The sequence below is a fragment of the Paenibacillus amylolyticus genome, assembly GCF_036894225.1.
Taxonomy (GTDB): domain Bacteria; phylum Bacillota; class Bacilli; order Paenibacillales; family Paenibacillaceae; genus Paenibacillus; species Paenibacillus amylolyticus.
This window is the reverse complement of record NZ_CP145892.1, coordinates 5,697,849-5,715,507: the sequence shown is the minus strand read 5'-3', so window position 1 is coordinate 5,715,507 and position 17,659 is coordinate 5,697,849. Positions and strand designations below refer to the sequence as shown.

Annotated in this window: 21 protein-coding genes; 17 read left to right on the top strand and 4 right to left on the bottom strand. The window is 47.4% G+C overall.

The window, feature by feature from the left end; translation table 11 throughout:
• Position 1: 1 nt before the first annotated feature.
• Together V6668_RS25435 and V6668_RS25430 are read right to left on the bottom strand one after the other, a co-directional pair.
• Positions 2–259: a GlsB/YeaQ/YmgE family stress response membrane protein gene (locus V6668_RS25435; RefSeq protein WP_338707015.1), complete on the bottom strand. Its 258-nt coding sequence runs from the start codon at positions 257–259 to the stop codon at positions 2–4.
• A gap of 134 nt (positions 260–393) precedes the next feature.
• On the bottom strand, positions 394–1,095 hold the full coding sequence (locus tag V6668_RS25430) for a phosphatase PAP2 family protein (protein WP_051449537.1): 702 nt from the start codon (positions 1,093–1,095) through the stop codon (positions 394–396).
• A 177-nt stretch (positions 1,096–1,272) separates the two neighbouring features.
• Here V6668_RS25430 and V6668_RS25425 point away from each other — a divergent pair, with 177 nt between their 5' ends.
• Together V6668_RS25425 and V6668_RS25420 are read left to right on the top strand one after the other, a co-directional pair.
• Positions 1,273–2,292, top strand: a complete 1,020-nt coding sequence (locus V6668_RS25425; protein ID WP_338707013.1) for an asparaginase — start codon at positions 1,273–1,275, stop codon at positions 2,290–2,292.
• 139 nt (positions 2,293–2,431) lie between these two features.
• Entirely contained in the window at positions 2,432–3,157 is a 726-nt protein-coding gene (locus tag V6668_RS25420; protein ID WP_036607001.1) for a pirin family protein, read from the top strand.
• Between the two features lie 64 nt (positions 3,158–3,221).
• Here V6668_RS25420 and V6668_RS25415 read toward each other — a convergent pair whose 3' ends face one another.
• Positions 3,222–3,446, bottom strand: a complete 225-nt coding sequence (locus tag V6668_RS25415; protein WP_017692283.1) for a DUF1128 domain-containing protein — start codon at positions 3,444–3,446, stop codon at positions 3,222–3,224.
• Positions 3,447–3,603: 157 nt separating this feature from the next.
• Between V6668_RS25415 and yyaC the strand changes: the two genes are divergently transcribed.
• The 5 genes from yyaC (at position 3,604) to V6668_RS25390 (ending at position 10,119) form a co-directional block, all read left to right on the top strand.
• Entirely contained in the window at positions 3,604–4,161 is a 558-nt protein-coding gene (gene yyaC / locus V6668_RS25410) for a spore protease YyaC (RefSeq protein WP_082218945.1), read from the top strand.
• A gap of 60 nt (positions 4,162–4,221) precedes the next feature.
• Positions 4,222–5,013: an alpha/beta fold hydrolase gene (locus V6668_RS25405; protein WP_036607004.1), complete on the top strand. Its 792-nt coding sequence runs from the start codon at positions 4,222–4,224 to the stop codon at positions 5,011–5,013.
• 272 nt (positions 5,014–5,285) lie between these two features.
• Entirely contained in the window at positions 5,286–5,990 is a 705-nt protein-coding gene (locus V6668_RS25400) for a DUF6483 family protein (protein ID WP_338707012.1), read from the top strand.
• Positions 5,991–6,085: 95 nt separating this feature from the next.
• Positions 6,086–7,333 (top strand): SAM-dependent methyltransferase, encoded by a 1,248-nt coding sequence (locus V6668_RS25395; protein ID WP_338707011.1) that lies wholly within the window; start codon positions 6,086–6,088, stop codon positions 7,331–7,333.
• 191 nt (positions 7,334–7,524) lie between these two features.
• On the top strand, positions 7,525–10,119 hold the full coding sequence (locus V6668_RS25390) for an O-antigen ligase family protein (protein WP_338707010.1): 2,595 nt from the start codon (positions 7,525–7,527) through the stop codon (positions 10,117–10,119).
• Positions 10,120–10,757: 638 nt separating this feature from the next.
• On the opposite strand, the gene V6668_RS25385 is transcribed toward V6668_RS25390, so the two are convergent.
• Positions 10,758–11,105, bottom strand: coding sequence for a hypothetical protein (locus V6668_RS25385; RefSeq protein ID WP_036607010.1), 348 nt, complete (start codon positions 11,103–11,105; stop codon positions 10,758–10,760).
• A gap of 160 nt (positions 11,106–11,265) precedes the next feature.
• On the opposite strand from V6668_RS25385, the gene V6668_RS25380 reads away from it, so the two are divergent.
• The 10 genes from V6668_RS25380 (at position 11,266) to gatA (ending at position 17,634) form a co-directional block, all read left to right on the top strand.
• Positions 11,266–11,880, top strand: a complete 615-nt coding sequence (locus V6668_RS25380) for a DedA family protein (RefSeq protein WP_036607012.1) — start codon at positions 11,266–11,268, stop codon at positions 11,878–11,880.
• 2 nt (positions 11,881–11,882) lie between these two features.
• A complete protein-coding gene (locus tag V6668_RS25375; RefSeq protein ID WP_036607014.1) occupies positions 11,883–12,452 on the top strand; it encodes a thioredoxin family protein in 570 nt (189 codons plus the stop codon).
• A gap of 6 nt (positions 12,453–12,458) precedes the next feature.
• Positions 12,459–13,091, top strand: a complete 633-nt coding sequence (locus V6668_RS25370; protein ID WP_036607016.1) for an MBL fold metallo-hydrolase — start codon at positions 12,459–12,461, stop codon at positions 13,089–13,091.
• 610 nt (positions 13,092–13,701) lie between these two features.
• Positions 13,702–13,947 carry a hypothetical protein gene (locus V6668_RS25365; RefSeq protein ID WP_076319632.1) on the top strand — a complete coding sequence of 82 codons (246 nt, stop codon included), beginning with the start codon at positions 13,702–13,704 and terminating at the stop codon, positions 13,945–13,947.
• Between the two features lie 102 nt (positions 13,948–14,049).
• Positions 14,050–14,580 carry an RNA polymerase sigma factor SigY gene (sigY, locus tag V6668_RS25360; RefSeq protein WP_076319631.1) on the top strand — a complete coding sequence of 177 codons (531 nt, stop codon included), beginning with the start codon at positions 14,050–14,052 and terminating at the stop codon, positions 14,578–14,580.
• Positions 14,581–14,582: 2 nt separating this feature from the next.
• Positions 14,583–14,918, top strand: a complete 336-nt coding sequence (locus V6668_RS25355; RefSeq protein ID WP_338707009.1) for a YxlC family protein — start codon at positions 14,583–14,585, stop codon at positions 14,916–14,918.
• Positions 14,911–15,141: a hypothetical protein gene (locus V6668_RS25350; RefSeq protein ID WP_179088694.1), complete on the top strand. Its 231-nt coding sequence runs from the start codon at positions 14,911–14,913 to the stop codon at positions 15,139–15,141. Before V6668_RS25355 ends, V6668_RS25350 begins: the two co-directional genes overlap by 8 nt.
• Before the next feature lie 131 nt (positions 15,142–15,272).
• Positions 15,273–15,656, top strand: coding sequence for a hypothetical protein (locus V6668_RS25345; RefSeq protein WP_024631336.1), 384 nt, complete (start codon positions 15,273–15,275; stop codon positions 15,654–15,656).
• Positions 15,657–15,861: 205 nt separating this feature from the next.
• Entirely contained in the window at positions 15,862–16,149 is a 288-nt protein-coding gene (gatC, locus tag V6668_RS25340) for an Asp-tRNA(Asn)/Glu-tRNA(Gln) amidotransferase subunit GatC (RefSeq protein WP_036607033.1), read from the top strand.
• A 27-nt stretch (positions 16,150–16,176) separates the two neighbouring features.
• The gene (gene gatA / locus V6668_RS25335; RefSeq protein ID WP_076319629.1) at positions 16,177–17,634 is read left to right on the top strand and encodes an Asp-tRNA(Asn)/Glu-tRNA(Gln) amidotransferase subunit GatA; all 1,458 of its coding nucleotides are present in this window, start codon (positions 16,177–16,179) and stop codon (positions 17,632–17,634) included.
• The last annotated feature ends 25 nt before the right edge of the window (positions 17,635–17,659 follow it).

The following is a 17,659-nucleotide window of genomic DNA, read 5'->3' as shown; positions in this document are numbered from 1 at the left end:
ATCAGGCAGCCTGTCTTAGCAGTCTGGACACAAGCCCCAGCAAGAAAACAAAGAGCGCTGTACCAATGATGGCAGGGATAATGGCAAAGTTACCGATAACTGGTCCCCAGTTACCAAGCAAAAGTGCTCCCAGCCAGGCTCCGGCAAATCCGGCAATCAGTGCACCGATTATGCCTCCAGGCATGTTGTGACCGGCAAGTGCATCTCCGATCAAACCGATGATGACAGCCATCACAATGCTGATAATGATGCCCCACATAACAACCGCCTCCTTTAAACTTGATGTAGGATGTTGTCTGTTCGCGTTTGCTTACTTCGTATATAAACCCCGTGCAACCCTGTGAAACAATAAAGATGAGGATGAATGAACTGGAAATCAGAGGAATTGATTCTTTAGTGGCTTTGTTTAATGCCTTTAACCATGCAGAAGATCCATGCCAATCCAGCAGTAAATCCAGTAAATACATCTGTAGGATAATGAACGCCCAACATGATCCGGCTGAGGCCAATCAAGAAAATAAAACTAATACCACATAGAACAGGAAGCCACACACCGGAAGAGTTATGTCGCTGTCGTTCAATGGCCCAGATTACAAAGAGCATGCCGTAAAAGCCCATGGAGATCATGGCATGTCCGCTTGGAAAGCTGTACCCGTGAACGACCAGCAGATGATCCAGTTCAGGTCTGCTTCGTCTGAAAAATTCCTTCAATAAGGTGTTCAGAATCCACATCATGGCAAAACTTCCCGTGAGCGCATATCCATATACAACAAACCTTGGACTGCGTTGAATGAAGAAAAGAAGAGCAAAACCTCCTGCAGCCACAGCAGAGATTTTGAATGAGCCCAGTGCGGTTATGAATGCAGTGTAAGGGAATAGATGAAGACGTGAATCTGAATTCAGATAAAATAATTGCTGAATTTGATCATCCAGACGAATAATAACATCAGCACCCAACCAGGCACCCAGACCTGCCAGGATAAATACGACCGATGCGCTGAGGGCCAGACCAGCCAACCCCCAGTTGAAGAGTGGACGTAATAACGTACCGGAATTTGAACTGAATGAGGCTGGTGAATACGTTTTGCGCGGCATAATGAGTTTCTCCTTCAGTTATTGTAGTAGATGAACATAGATGATAAAGCTATACCCGAAACGCCTGTCGAAAAAACTGTAAAAACGTCGATTTTGTACTATACTATTTAAGATATCCCATGCGGCGTCGTGACGCAAAGCAGAGATGAAATCGGGAGCACAAAGGAGAGAACTCGCATGGAGAGTGCCTTGTTAATTAAAGAATACCGTGCAGGCGTTATGGAATGCGCCCATTACGGACACATAAGTATTACGGATGAGTATGGCCGAATCGTATACTCGGCTGGTGACCCTCATTTTAGAGCGTTCACTCGCTCATCTGCCAAACCTTTTCAAGCCATTCCAGGTATTCGGGCAGGAATTGCCAGTCACTATGGCCTATCAGCACAGGAGATTGCCATCATGTCCTCTTCGCATCGTTCGGAACCGGAACACATTCGGGTGCTGGAGCATTTATCCGGTAAAATTGGATTGGGAGAAGAATGCCTGATCTGTGCACCAAGCTATCCGCTTAATGAAGAAAGCCGTAATCAATGGTTACGTGCACAAGGAGAGAAACGGCGCATCTTGCACAACTGCTCCGGAAAACATCTGGGAATTCTGGGGTACAGTCAGATGAAGCAGGTTGATCTGGGCAGTTACGCTGAACCGGAACATCCGGTACAACGAGAAATTCTTGAAACCTTTGCCGACCTGGCAGGTATTGAGGAAAAAGAGATTAAGCTTGGGACGGATGGCTGCGGCTTTCCGGTATTTTCTTTGCCGTTGTCGGCATTGTCGAACGCTTATCTGAAGCTCGCTTGTCCGGATCTTATCGCTGATCCTTCCACAAGAACAGCTGTAGAGACCATAACATCAGCTATGAATGAACATCCGTTGATGGTAGGTGGCACGGAGCGTGTAGATTCAGTGCTGCTGGAAGACAATAACATTGTAGCGAAGGGTGGATTCAAGGGGGTATTCGGTTTTGGCCTGAAAAAAGAAAGACTGGGAATCACCTTCAAGGTGCTTGATGGTTCCGAGGAAGAGTGGGCCTTCATTACCCAATCCATCCTGAGACAGATTGGTTATTCGAATGAGAGAACCATTGCACGATTGGCTGAAGTGTTCCCTTCGGACATCCGAAATGATGCGGGTACCCTTGTAGGTCATGCAGATAGTGAGTTCATTCTTCACTCACTTCAAGATAGCGTATAACCTTAAGAAGGGGCGTGATTAGAGTTGCCGGACCCCGGGTAAAGATGACATACCAACTGGTATTCATCTATACAATTCATATACACGCATGGACTGCCGCGGTAATGTGGCAGCTCTAAACCCTTGGAGGTGGATGAACATGATTAAAGTGGTGACATCTGAAGAAAGGCACACGTCGGATCGAGGTTGGATACACAGTGAATTCAGCTTTTCCTTTGCGGATTATGATGATCCAAGCAACGCCCATTTTGGCTGTCTGTTGGCTCATAATGAAAACACGCTGATGCCGCAAGAAGGCTTTAAGAAACATCCACATCATGATCTTGAACTTGTCAGTTATGTCATATCGGGTACACTCAAACATACGGATAGTATGGGAACAGAACAATTGCTTGAACCGGGTACGGTCCAGGTGATGAGTGCGGGTACGGGAGTGGAACACTCCGAGACCAATCCGTCAGCGGATGAACCGGTACGTTTCCTCCAGATGTGGTTTTTGCCATCGGAGCGTATGCTGAAACCTTCCTATACGAATCGGAGAATAGAGCCGCAGGAGCATTTGAATCGTCTATGTCCGATTGTATCCGGGCAAGGGGGAGAGGGAAGCGAAGGCGCATTGCCTATTTCCCAAGATGTAACCTGTTACCTCTCCCATTTGGAGTCGGGGAAGAAGTTGATGTACCCGCAACATGAAGACCGACGGACACATCTTTTCCTGATCAGTGGACATGTAGAGATTCATTGTTCGGATGGCAACTTCAACCTCAAGCCGGGTGATGCCGCACGAATTCGCAAAAGTTGTGATCTGCAAATCACGAGCACAGACAGTGAACCTGCCGAATTTGTTTTGGTTGACCTGCCTTAAGGATATAAACATGCGAAAAAGGACCTGTTCCCACGGTGATGTGGAAAACAGGTCCTTCTTTTTGCTAAGATTTACGAAGATTACCCAGTTCCGAAGCGACAGCTTCCACTTCAGAGATACTGAGATGTTCCTTGCTCAAAATCATTTCATACAGGTCAAACAGATCTTCATATTTCTCAAGTGGGAATGAAGAAGCTTGCATGGCGGCACCGCTTGCCATACGAAGTTTGGTTTTGATCGCTTCAATCATATATTCCATATTGGCTGCTGTTGCTTGTGTTAAATCCATCGTTAAGTTCATCCCTTCCGTATCGGAAACTCTTGTTATTGTATCATGATTGGAAGCGCTCAGGCTAATGCTTTTGCGAGGAAACCAAGCATCGGTTACAATGATGGATACAACAACAGGATTTAACGGAACCTGAGTGTACTGGAGGGAATACAGCTTGGCAGCGTATAAGCGAGAAATGGTTCGCCATCAAGGAAGGGAAGTCCGCAAAGGCGTGCCTGCAGAGAATCTGGTCTTATTTTTCAAAAACATCGTTCAACTTCATTCTCCAGCTGAAATCACGTTTGTCTGCATCGGTACTGATCGTTCCACCGGGGATGCTCTGGGTCCACTGACAGGAAGTTTACTGCAAGAGAGCGGAATGGAGAACGTGATTGGCACGCTGTCTTCCCCTTGTGATGCAGATACGCTGGAAAAGAAATTGGCACTTATTCCTGCACACCATGCCATCATAGCGATTGATGCATGTCTGGGTCCAAAGCAGGCGGTAGGTACATACTATCTCTCGAATAACCCGCTCATTCCGGCCCAATCGGTCGGAGGCAAGCTACCCCCTGTTGGACAATACAGTGTAGCAGCTGTGGTTAATGCGAATGGACCAAGACCCTATTCCATTTTGCAGATGACCTCGCTTCACTTGGTTATGGGGATGTCCCGAACGATTGCAGATGCCGCAATTGAAGCATGGAAATGGAGACAAACGTTTCATTCATGATATGTAGGCTTAATAATATACAACCTGAATTATTTAATTCGCGCAGAGAGAGGGATTCATATGGAAAAAGTGATGTGTGATGGAACGACGATTTGTTATGCCGAACAAGGTAAGGGAGAAGCACTCATTTTGCTCCACGGATACTGTGGCAGTTCATCGTATTGGGATGAGGTCGTACCTGAACTGGCACGCAGCTATCGCTGTATCGTACCTGATCTGCGTGGACACGGAAAAACAGATGCACCTGTAGGAAGTTATACCATCGAACAGATGGGCAACGATGTATTACAGTTGATGGATGAGTTGAATGTGGAAAAAGCGGTCCTTCTGGGACACTCGATGGGGGGATACATTGCGCTCTCGATTGCACAACGTCACCCGGAGCGTTTGAATGCATTTGGTCTGATTCATTCGACAGCCTATCCGGACAGTGAAGAAGCCAAGGAAAAACGCCTTCGTGCTGTATCCACCATTCAGACCGAAGGTATCGTGAATTTTGTAGATGGACTGGTTCCCGGACTGTTTGCACCGGAACATGTGGAATCGTTATCTAAGCATGTAACACGTGTGAAGGAAATTGGTTACCAGACCGCTCCTCAAGGTGCTGTTGGTGCTGCACTTGCTATGCGAGAACGCCCGGATCGCCGCGATGTGTTATCGGCTACACCTTTACCTGTATTGCTGGTTGCGGGAGAGAAGGATGCTGTTATCCCGCCAGAACGTACATTTACAAGTGACAAGCCACATATCGTGCAAGCCGTGATTGCGGGTGCAGGTCATATGAGCATGTATGAAGCCCCTGAAGAGTTAATTCAGGTCATTAAACAATTTATGGCTGGATTATCGAAGTAATTGATGAAGTGATTTATGTTGATATCATATAAAATATAGTTTGGTTTCTGGATGATTCAACCTCTTGTGGAGGAGCAGTACCCAGTTCCATTCCAACTGAACCCCTGCCACGTCCCTTTGGGATAGGCAGGGGTTTAGTGTGTTCATGACCAGAGCAAAGACACGTGTGTCTTGTTTTTGGCTTTTTGTCATGGCATGAATTAAAATAAATATAAAGGAACGATATGAGAACGATTGAATGTATAGGGTCGAATGATGAGGGGGCATACAGCATGTTCAGAAAAGATTATCTGCTCCGCATGATGGAGGAAATGACTGAAGCAATAGGCAAAGTGTTCACGCTCAAACAGCAGCGTAAGCACACCGAGGCATTGTCTGAACTGGATGAGTTGATGCGCAGGCAGTTTGGGTTGAACTTATCTCTACTGAACTCATTGCCAGCAGAGGATGTTATTGAAATGTTCCGTTTTCGCGGAATGATTGAGGTAGACAATCTGCAGCAAGCCGCGAGGCTGATTGAAGAAGAGGCTTACATTTATCATGAGAAGGCCAAAGTGGAAGGCATTGATGATCAGGAGAGAATGGACGCAGAGGATGAGGCTGTCATTCGATTGATGAGATCACTTCATTTTTACCTGTATGCATTGAATCATGGCGCTAATCCCAAGTTGTTGGACGCACCGGAACGGGTGGAGGGTGTGTTGGGGCTTACGAAAGAATATGAACTTCCTGCTCGAACTGAAAGACAGCTTGCCCTCTATCGTGAACAACAAGGACGTTACGACCAAGCAGAGAACAGTTGGTACAGATTGCTCCAGCTTGGTGATGAGTTCCCCGTGAGCTACCGAGATGATGTACAGGAGTTCTATGAAAGGTTGAGCCAACTCACGGATGAACAGCTGGAGCATGGCGGTTTGCCACGTACCGAAGTTGAAGAGGGGTTAGCAGAACTAAGTCGTCAAGAGATGAACTCCTAAATATGGATTGGATCAAGGCCTGTTACATGCCTTTACTTGGAGAGGGAACGGAATTGTGGTATGGTAACGGTTGACCAAACCAAACCGAAAGTGAGATGTACCCCGTGGATTCATTGCGAAAGCTTATACAAGACATCTTTGAACAGAATTCGCTGATTACAGCGACCTGGAGCCAGCTGCGCAGACGGGACAATGTCTCGTATACCAAAGTGCAAGTTAAGCCGGTGACACTGAAGAATCAGCTGCATTATCAATTTGCATTCCATTATAACAACAAAGTGCTGCACGAGAATTTGACTCCGGCTGAAGCGGCTGAGCGCATGACTTTGCTATGCGAAGAGACGTTTCGTCAAGGGCTGCTCTGTACGACCGAGGCAGACTATCAAATTTTGATCAGCAAAAAATATAAAGTATCTATTCTGACCAAATCTGCTTCCAAAACTGCGGTGGATCTGTCGCATAATCGCAAGAAGCAATATGTATTGGAAGAGGGAGTACCCGTATCGTTCCTCGTTGAACTTGGTATTATGAACGAAGAAGGTCGTGTGCTTGCCCGCAAGTATGACAAGTTCAGACAGATCAACCGTTTCCTCGAAATGGTGCAGGATGTCATTCCACATCTGCCGGAAGGACGTCCACTGACCATCGTTGATTTTGGTTGCGGCAAGTCTTATCTGACATTTGCGTTATATCATTATCTGTCTGTACAACAACGTCGTTCACTCAAGATTATTGGGTTGGACTTGAAGGCAGATGTAATTGAACATTGTAATGACCTGGCTAATCGATTGCATTATGGCGATCTGAAGTTTCTGGTTGGAGACATCGCGGACTACGATGAATTGAATGAAGTGGATATGGTTGTCACGCTTCATGCCTGTGATACAGCTACCGATGCTGCTTTGGAGAAGGCAGTTCGTTGGGGAGCTTCTGTTATTCTGTCAGTTCCTTGCTGTCAGCATGAACTGTTTGACCAAGTAGAGGCTTCCGTGATGAATCCATTGTTGTCCCATGGTATTCTCAAGGAACGTTTTTCCGCACTGGCTACGGATGGGATTCGTGCCAAGTTGCTTGATCTGATGGGATACAAGACACAATTGCTTGAATTCATCGATATGGAGAATACGCCTAAAAACATATTGATTCGTGCTGTTCGTGGTCAGGCCGGCGAAGTGACGGAGATGTGGAATGAATATACGGCTTTCCGTGATTTCATTCATGCCGATCCATATTTGGAGCGAGCTTGTGCTGATTTGCTTCCTGGCGATGGCAAGCAGGCCAATGGGAAATTAAAATCGAGCAAAGAAACCGATCAAGATTCCGCAAATTGCGACCTTTGCTGAGTGTGCCAATGACAATTCAGGGGCATACTGCAGCTAGGGTACCTGAATGTAAAATGATATTCAATGCACATACTTCGTAGCAAGTAACATCATAACTGTCAGATGTATATCAGGCAGAAGGACCCGTTATCGGGATCTTCTGTCTTTTTGTTATGCATATGGAGCGGTTGAAGGAAGGAGGGTGTATAAGGATGAAGAATAGGACAATGCATAAGGGAGTTGTAAGGTATAGACGAGGGTATGCGGCGAATGAGGAAATGATGGAACAGGTGTTTGAAGGGTCTCACCATGCAAATGGTACAGAATCTGTAGATAACAAGGACTTATGTAATGGGGACAATAAGGGCAGTAAAGACAGTACATATAATAGGGAACATACATACAACAAACATGATACGTATAAAAAAGATGATAAAAATGATCCAAATGGAGCTATTCAGACCGATGCGTCAGGGAGTTTCTCTCAAAGTTTGAGGTGTAAACGTTATTCAGGATCTGGGTGGACTGTTGGGTTGGGCATACTCTCTATTGTCTTGCTACTCGCAGGGTGTCTGAGTCGGGGATTGTATTATTCGGCCGATCTATATCCTGTCCTTTTGATCGCAGGAGGAAGCATATTGATCCTGTTTTTTCTTTTTTTCGTCGGTATTCGACTAGAGAAAGAGCAAGAGCAGGAGCAAGGAAGAAAACAAGTACCTCTGTCACCGGTACATTGGCTAGGGAACAATGAACGAATGGTTTGGAGAATGATTCGAATCCCGGGAATATTGCGGGTGTTGTGGCCGCTGGGGATGATGACATGTTTTGGGGTACATGCGTGGGCAGGTTCGGTGAGTAAACAGGGCAGCATGGATGAGATGCTGCGATGGAGCCTGCTTGCGATGTTTACTCTGCTCACTGCAATACTGGCTGCGCGCACGAATGGTGCACGTTGGTTAGCTTGCGGTTGGCAGATGGCAGGCGGCTTGCTTGTGCTAAGCGGCATCTTTGCCGTGTGCGGGATATTGCCGCTGCCCTTCGGGGTGATGCGGACTGCTGACCCCGAGATCAGTTCCGCCGGAGCAAGGCTCGGCGGACTATTGCAGTACCCGAATGCGTACGGTGCCGTTGTTGGCATGTACGCATTGGAGCGGCTGATAGCCGCCGCGCGAGTCATAGCCCGGCCTGTGCCGGCCGGGCGACTCATCGCGGCAGTGCTGCCGCTCATGCCCGCGCAAGCCGCGCTCCTGCTGAGCGAGTCGCGCGGCGCTTGGCTGGCGACCGGCTGTGCCGCGGTCGCCGCCTTTGCTTTGCAGCGGCGCGGTGCCCGCCTGCCGCTGCTACTGGCCATGGCCGCGCCACTGGCGTGCGCGGCCTGGCTGTACCGCCAGCTGGCTGCTGCCCAGCTGGCGCCTGCACCCGTGCCCGGCCTGCTGGCACTGGCCGGGTCATGGGCAGCTGCGCTGCTCGGCACGCTGCTGCTGTGCCGTCTATGGCACAGCGGCGCCGCCAAGGCTCCGCGCGCCGCTGCCCTGACGGCCATTGTGCTGGCAGGAGCCGCCGCTGCCCTGATGGCCGTGGCCTCCACCGCCGATCGCCTCGCGGCGGGTGTCGGCACTGGGGTGTCCCGCCTACAGATGTGGCGGGACGCCCTCCAGCTGTGGACCGAGGCCGCATGGCTCGGCCACGGGGGGGATACATGGCGCAACATGTTCCGCGCCATTCAATCCTCGCCTTATGTCGGAGGCGAGGTCCACAACGGCCTGCTCGATCTCGCCCTGGATATGGGCATGATCGGCATCCTGCTTGTCACAGGGTGGTTTCTCCTCACCCTGCGAAGCATCTTTCATTTTGCACCGCAGCTCATGCCATCCGTGCTTGTTTTTGGCCTGCATGGGGCGATGGACTTTGACTGGAGCTTTACACTATTTTGGATGCTCTTCATCTGGCTCGGTGCTTGGGCAACTGCATTGAAGACGGAAACAGAGGGGGTCCAGCGATCCGGCGTAACTGTGAAATATACTCCTGTCAGATCCAAATCGGGATCTAAATCGAGATCTAAATCCAGATCCCTTTTCTTGCGATATTTACCAACCCAATCCCACTCATCAGCTGTGCCGTTGCGTTCCTTCTTTCATATTCTTCAGCGAGTAACTGCTCGGCTAATAAGGGGATCCACAGTGATGATCATCCTTTTCTGGATTGGTGGAATAGTCTGGCTGACCTCCCGATATGCCGTAGCAGAAGTGCAGTACCGTCAGGCGATGTCTGAACCGGATGGCACTCCAGCACAGAAGGTGCATCTTATGGCTGCCCTTCAGTCTAACCCGAATCGACCGGATATCGTGATATCCCTTGCACGATCTCTTCCGGGACGAGAAGCAGAATCACTCCTTTTGAACAGCCTGTCCCATTCCCCGATGCACCCTCAGATTTACATCGAACTCGGACGATTGGCAGCCCAATTCGGCGAAGGACAGCAGGCTGGAGAATATTTTGAACAAGCAATCGCATTGAATCGGTATGATGGCATTGGCCAGTCCACGGCTTTGTATTGGATGGAGCAGGCAGCGCGGAGGGAATGGAAGGCAGGGTTCACGGATCGTGCCCAACAGACTGCCGCCGCTGGTGTCCAGATGTATGAACGGTATCAACTGTTGGCTGAGGAAGTGGAGGCAGGAAACGTTCGCAATGATCGTCGTTTTGTACTGGAAGAACATGCTCCAGGCTATGGAGAGAACCTGCGCAGGCTTGCTTCAGCTTTTTCTCCTCCATTTACTTCAGAGTTGACCAAGCGGAGTCCTTGAATCGCTGCTGGATCTTGACGCTAACCCAAGCGAAATGATGATGGATGTCAGCGTCTAAAAATTCTGGGAGTCCAAGCTGGCTGCTCCTGGCTGATAGGTATGCGATTTTCTAAGGAACACAGGACGTCTTATTTGACATTTAGCTCCTCATTTTAAATTGTAAGGAACATCAGACACGTTATTTCCGGAAATTCACTAACAAAAACCCTATAAAAGTCCAAAAATTCCGATATAACGTGTCTCGGATTCCTTAGATTTCTAAGAGTGCTTCAAATCCTTGAATAAGACGCCTCAGATTCGTTACCGCTCATGGACTTGGGCTTGAGCATGAGAATGAGCATGCAAATATACTCCAGCTTATGTTCATGCTCCCCGTGGTGGTCGGCTCCATGCTCTGCTCGATCCGCAAGCCAGAGGACGACCCTGAACTCCGCCCAGAGCGAAGCTTTACATCATAAGTGAGCAATTCGCATTTATGTTGTCTCTATCGCTTGCTCGTACGTGAAGGGAGGCACTAACATCACACGTTTAAGGACACAGTGCCCGTGCCTGTTCCTAACATGTTCAGATTCGCTTCAGCTTTGCTGCGTCTTTCAGTAGGTTTGAAGACACAGCTATCTGCCTCATTCCTCCATAATCTACAGACGATAACCGCCAAATGCGTGCTGAAACGCATCTTTTAATGGTTCAACGTCTACTTCCCACATCGCGGCGATCTCTGCACTGACATCCTTGTTCCACCACTCACATAATTTCTTGCGGTTGTCGCGATTCTCCCCAATCCAGAGCAGATTTGTGATCACCTTACCGTAATAATATTCTTCCGCCTGTTTCATCCGTTCGGGAGAGACATATACTTTTAGCCTTTTGGCTGTCCGGTACAATTCCTTGCTGCATGCTCTGCGAATTCCTCTGGCGGAAGGAAGGTTTTGACCGGATTGCGTATGTTTGACCGGCGGAGAACCGGGTATTGACTTGTGTGACATCTTCTCACGCTCCTCTCCCCATATCATATGCGGACTGCTGCGAACGGGACACTATCCCAACCTCGTGAAGTAGCAACGTCCACAGCCCTGTGATAAAATAGGGACGAACATCCATGGTGCGGAGGGGCACCGCCAATCAGGATGGAGAAAGAGGGTTGAGATGGACTTTATTCATAACCTTGTTGGCCAATTGTTCGATTGGATTCAAAGTCTTGGGTACTTTGGAATCATGCTTGGATTAATGTTGGAAGTTATCCCAAGCGAAATTGTGCTGGCGTATGGAGGTTTTCTCGTTTCACAAGGTAATATCAACTTCTTCGGTGCTATGATTTTTGGTACGGTGGGCGGTGTGATTGCCCAGTTATTTATTTACTGGATTGGCCGTTATGGCGGCAGACCTGTACTTGAACGCTACGGTAAATACATACTCATCCAGAAAAAACACATCGACCATTCCGAGGAGTGGTTCCGCAAGTATGGTACAGGTGTCATTTTCACGGCTCGTTTTGTTCCGGTGGTAAGACATGCAATCTCCATCCCGGCTGGCATCACGAAAATGCACACAGGCAAATTCATCTTGCTTACTACACTCGCTGTTATACCTTGGACTGCATTGTTTATATATTTAGGGATGATTCTTGGAGATCAATGGAAGCATATTGATGAGAAAGCGGCACCATATGTTATGCCTATTTTGCTTGTCGCTCTCGCCCTTATGATCGTTTATGTACTTATTAAATGGATGAATGTTCGTAAAAAGAAAGGAAGTGTCTAGTCATGGGTAAACCCAACTTGTCTCACAAATTCGGTAAAGGTCTTCCACCAAAAGAGTTTATCGAGAGTATGACCAAGAACCAAAGTGAATTCCAGGCCAACTATGATAGCTTTACTTGGTCGAACGAAGAGGATCGTGAGTTCTTTGAGAGCCTGAACCATCGCGATGATCTGCGTGTGTTAATTCTGGCTGCTGACTGGTGCGGGGATGTTGTCCGTAATATTCCGGTTGTGTTCCAGGCGCTTGAAATCTCAGGAATTCCAACAGAAGTTCTGATTATGGAGAACCATCCGGAAGTGATGGATGAATTCCTGACCATGGGTGGCCGCTCCGTGCCAGTCGTTATTTTTGCAGATACAGGTGGTCATGTGTTAGGTCAGTGGGGACCTCGTCCGCAGCATGTACAGGAAGTCATGATTGAATTCAAACGCCTTAATCCGGATCGTGAAGCAGCAGATTATCAAGAAAATTTGGCTGTAGCGCGTCAAGAGATTGGTAAACGTTATGGGGAAGGAACGGAGTCACATGCAGCCATTATCCGTGAGCTGCGTGAACTGATTTCGGGTTACTAAGCCGATATGCTTAACATTCGTACGTTTACACTAGGCCCGCTTCAGACCAATGCGTATCTCTTACAAGGAGATGATCCGGGTAAAGCCGTCATTATCGATCCAGGCATGAATCCAGGGCCGCTGCTTAAGGCGATCCAAGACTTGGAGATTGAAGCGATTCTCCTCACTCATGCTCACTTTGATCATATGGGCGGGGTAGATGAGATCCGTAAATTGAAGGGATGTCCCGTTTATCTTCATGACTTGGAGAGTGACTGGCTCACCACCCCGAAATTAAATGGATCTTTGAATTGGCCGCAGGCGACACCACCGCTTTCGACAGATCCTGCTGAATATGCCATGGACGAAGGGCAGAAGCTGAATCTGATTGGTCATACGTTTAAAGTGTTCCATACACCTGGACATTCTCCAGGCAGTGTAAGTTTGCTTTGTGATAATGACCTGTTTGCAGGTGATGTGCTGTTCCGCATGGGTGTGGGCAGAACGGACCTGACAGGAGGCCGTGAACGGGATCTGATTGATTCAATCCAGAACAAGCTTTACACCTTTGCTGATGAGGTTAAAGTATATCCAGGTCATGGTCCCAAAACGACCATTGGTTATGAGAAACAGAACAATCCTTACGTGTCCGCAAGATAATCCGACATGATATGTGAAGAAAGTCTGGACAAGTGACAACTTTTTCATTAGAATAGCAATTAGTTGTTACAAGCGTTAAGGCATCATCTAACTGAAGCATTACCAAGAAACACCCAACCTCGCGAAGCACGCAGACTGTGGTCTATACCCGGTTTGCGTTCTTTTTTTTGTTTTCAGCCCCTTTTTATCGCAAAATCAGCCTTTATTACGCTACATAGAGATGCAAGATGCGCTTCATCACAAGCCAGTTTTAGACCAATAGCAAGTTAGCAGCAAGTACAGGTTGATTTAGAAATGATGAGTTTAAGAAAAATAGTATATAAGTTGAACTAATCATTTACAGGATAACGGAGAGGACAGAAAAAACCTGAAAAAGCGAAGCTACAAGCTTTCTGAAAGAAAGCTACTCCGAAAGCATACACTTCGCCTAAAAGCTTTCTGAAAGAAAGCTGCATCGGAAGCATACGCTATCACCGGATTTTCACTTTAAGAAAAGGGAATCAAAAAATCTGGGGATAACAGCGATTGGAAGGTTATTCTGTCATCGTAGTGTCAGTGTAAATAATCTTTAGTTCAACTTATATAGATCATGAGAGTGGGGGATATCAAAGTGGAGAAAACAAGAGTTATTCCGTTGAATCAGCGTGTCGATTATCCGATCATTGAAGAAAACCGTCGCATATTGGAAAGTGGGAAAAGAGAAACAGGTACTGAGCGAGCTTTAATACATAACCCTAGCGTGACCAATGAAGTGGTGAAGTCTCAGCAGAATATATGGGCAAGCCGTGTTTTAAGAAACGGAGCCCGCAACCAACCGTGGTTCGACAAGCTGCAAGATTACCGGAATCAAGTCTGATTGCCCGGGAAATTGTCGGGTTTAATTTTTTTTTGATTCCATTGAACGTTTTTGCAGAGCCTGTCGTATTAACTCCAGATTGAACGGGAAGCAGGTGATTTCATGATAAAGGCAGCTGAGCTGGAAGAGGTACGCAGAGCAGTATCGGGAGACGATAGCGCACTCGCAGCGTTGTTGCAACGTCACTACACGTTTGTGTATAAGTATCTTGTCAAAGTGGCGATGGACGCTAACCTCGCAGAAGAGACGGTGCAGGATACGATGATTCGTTGTATGGAAAATATCCATCGATATGATGGCACGTCTGCCTTTTCATCATGGATGATCACCATTGCGACTCGCATCTATATCGATAAGACAAGACGTAAGAAGAGAGAACAGAACTGGCTTACTCTCATCCGGGATCAGGCTGTACGTCGATTCCGCTGGCAGCTTGAGACTCGGAATGAAGAATGGACAGATGTCATGGATGCAATGACAAGACTGACACCCGAACATCGTGTTGCAGTGTTACTGAAGCATTATTATGGATACGGGTATGACGAGATCGGGGAAATGCTGAGTATTCCTGCGGGAACGGTGAAGTCACGTACAGCTTATGGTCTCCGTCAGTTAAGAAAGGAGCTGGAATAAGGATGAGCAGATCAGATGATGCACAAGAACAAGAAGTTGTAGAACGATTGCAGCAACACATGAAAGTGCTGGATGATGCATTTGAGCCGACAAGTATTCCTTCTTTGGGTGCACTTGAAGCCCAAGTCAGGGAACGGAGACAGATTAGACGTCGAGCCAATTGGAGCGAGATGATATGTTTTTGGTTGGTTGGATTGCTTGCGATTACCTTTAGTGCATTATTTTTCGTATCTGCTCCAGCTCTATATCTGGGAATTCAGGCTCTTGGTACAGCTGTTGCGGTGATTTTGGTTGTAATCTGGGCCGGACGGCGCCGGAAGGAGGTTCATCATGAATAAAATGCATTATTCATTGGATGAGATTTCTCCACTGTGGCTTACATTGCTTGGCATTTTTCTTCTGGTTCAGGGCACATGGATTTTTCAGGACGCACGCAGACGTGGACGTTTCCCTTGGTTATGGGGATTATGGGGCATCACAGGATTTCCCACGCCGCTCATCATATATTGGTTTGTCGTGATTCGATCACAGCGCAAGCCAGGTGTACGGAATCAGAAATAACATCATTTTAAAAATGGAAAAAAGATTTTGCACAAATATGTTGTTTAATTCTAGTATTCCTAGACATCGTTATTCTTTTCTAGTAGACTATACAAATAAATATTAATGATAGACTACCAGGAGGTTAGACGATGCTGCGATTAGGAGAGAAGGTTGTCATCGTCGCGGATGCGTTTGAGCAGAATCTTCCTGTGGGGGAATATGGTTTCATCATCGCTTATGACCGGAATCCGGACAATGCGTTCGATTACGTGCTTCGAGTGCCGCAGGTGAACCGGAACTTTTTTGTTCCATCCGGCGACGTCGATCTGGAAGAGGTTCTGCTGAAGCAGGAAGCTGAGCGGGTCGAGCGAGAAGCGTTGATAGATTACGCCCTTGCGACACACAATGAGAAGCTGTTTCATCATCTGATGAACGGAGATTTTCAAGCTGTGGAAGAGGAAGAGGAAACCGCGAACGATGTTATGTCACAGGCGGATTTTATAAAGCAGGTTAATCTGCGTGCATGGATTTAGAATTTTAAGAGTCGGCTGATGCCGGCTCTTTTTTATTTTATAAGTTTGATTTTAGCTTCCGGGAAGCCTGTCAGGTCATTTGCATTGAATTGTCGAACTATCTCACCTATAATGAAAAAAGTTATCTTGAGACTTTAGCCCGTTAAACGAGCGATTCGTTTCAGGTCGTTTCGGGAATCAGAACGAATGAAGGAGGCATCCGCTAATGAGTATTTCGAATAATGACGTTCAGCATGTGGCCAAGCTGGCCCGGCTCAACTTGACTGCTGAAGAAGAACAGACCCTGACAGGTCAGCTGAACGCGATTTTAAAATATGCAGAAAAGCTGAATGAGCTGGATACAGAAGACATCGAGCCCACCACTCACGTTCTGCACGTAAGCAATGTTATGCGTGAAGATGAGACCAAAGAAAGCCTGTCGATTGAACAGGTGATGCGCAATGCACCGGAAGAAGAAGACGGGCAGTTTAAAGTGCCTGCAGTAATGGAATAACGGATAACCGGAAGGAGGACAAAAACTGTGAGTTTATTTGAACAATCGTTGCCTGATTTACATAACAAGCTGCATGCCAAAGAGCTGTCGGTCAGCGATTTGGTGGATCAGGCGTATCAGAACATTGGCGCGCATGATGATAAAGTTAAGGCATATTTGGCACTGGATGAAGAAAAAGCACGCGCTCGTGCACGTCAACTGGATGACCGTCTGGTTAGCGGCGAGGAGAAAGGTTTGCTTTTTGGTCTGCCTGTAGGTATTAAGGATAACATCGTTACGAACGGACTGCGCACGACGTGTGGTAGCCAATTCCTTCGTAATTTCGACCCGGTGTATGACGCGACAGTTGTCGAGAAATTGAAAGCTGCGGACACCGTAACTATTGGTAAACTCAACATGGACGAATTCGCCATGGGCGGCTCCAATGAGAATTCAAGTTTCTCCCCTGTACGTAATCCATGGGCACTTGATCGTGTTCCAGGAGGTTCCAGCGGTGGTTCGGCAGCAGCTGTAGCTGCGGGAGAAGCATACTTCACGCTTGGATCAGATACAGGTGGCTCCATCAGACAGCCTGCTTCGTATTGCGGTGTTGTTGGATTGAAGCCGACGTACGGACTTGTTTCCCGCTTTGGATTGGTTGCATTTGCATCATCCCTGGATCAGATTGGTCCTTTGACGAAAAATGTTGAAGATTCTGCTTATGTATTGCAGGCCATTGCTGGTTATGACGCCAAAGATTCGACATCTGCAAAAGTAGAGATCCCGGATTATTTGAGTGGACTGACAGGTGATGTTAAAGGGCTTCGCATTGCCGTTCCGAAAGAATACATCGGTGAAGGCGTAGATCCACAAGTGAAAGAGACAGTTTTGTCTGCATTGAAAGTTCTTGAAGGGCTCGGGGCAACATGGGAAGAAGTATCCCTTCCGCATACCGAATATGCGGTGGCTACGTATTACCTGCTGGCATCTTCAGAGGCTTCTTCCAACTTGGCTCGATTTGATGGTGTACGTTATGGCGTGCGTGCTGACAATCCGGATAACTTGCTGGATCTGTACCATCAGTCCCGCAGTCAAGGCTTTGGTCCGGAAGTGAAACGACGTATCATGCTCGGAACGTATGCACTCAGCTCGGGTTACTATGATGCCTATTATCTGAAAGCACAGAAGGTACGTACATTGATCAAACAGGATTTCGACAATGTATTTGCCAAATATGATGTGATTATCGGACCAACTGCGCCAACTACGGCGTTCAAACTGGGTTCACAGGTGGATGATCCACTTACGATGTATCTGAACGATATTTTGACTATTCCGGTTAACCTTGCTGGTGTACCTGCTGTTAGCATTCCATGTGGATTCTCGGATGGATTGCCTGTTGGTCTGCAGATTATCGGTAAAGCCTTTGATGAAACAACCGTATTGCGTGTAGCGCATGCGTTTGAACAAAATACAGAATTCCACAAGCAGCGTCCGCAGCTGTAGACTGCCCGGAACGGAGGAATATAGA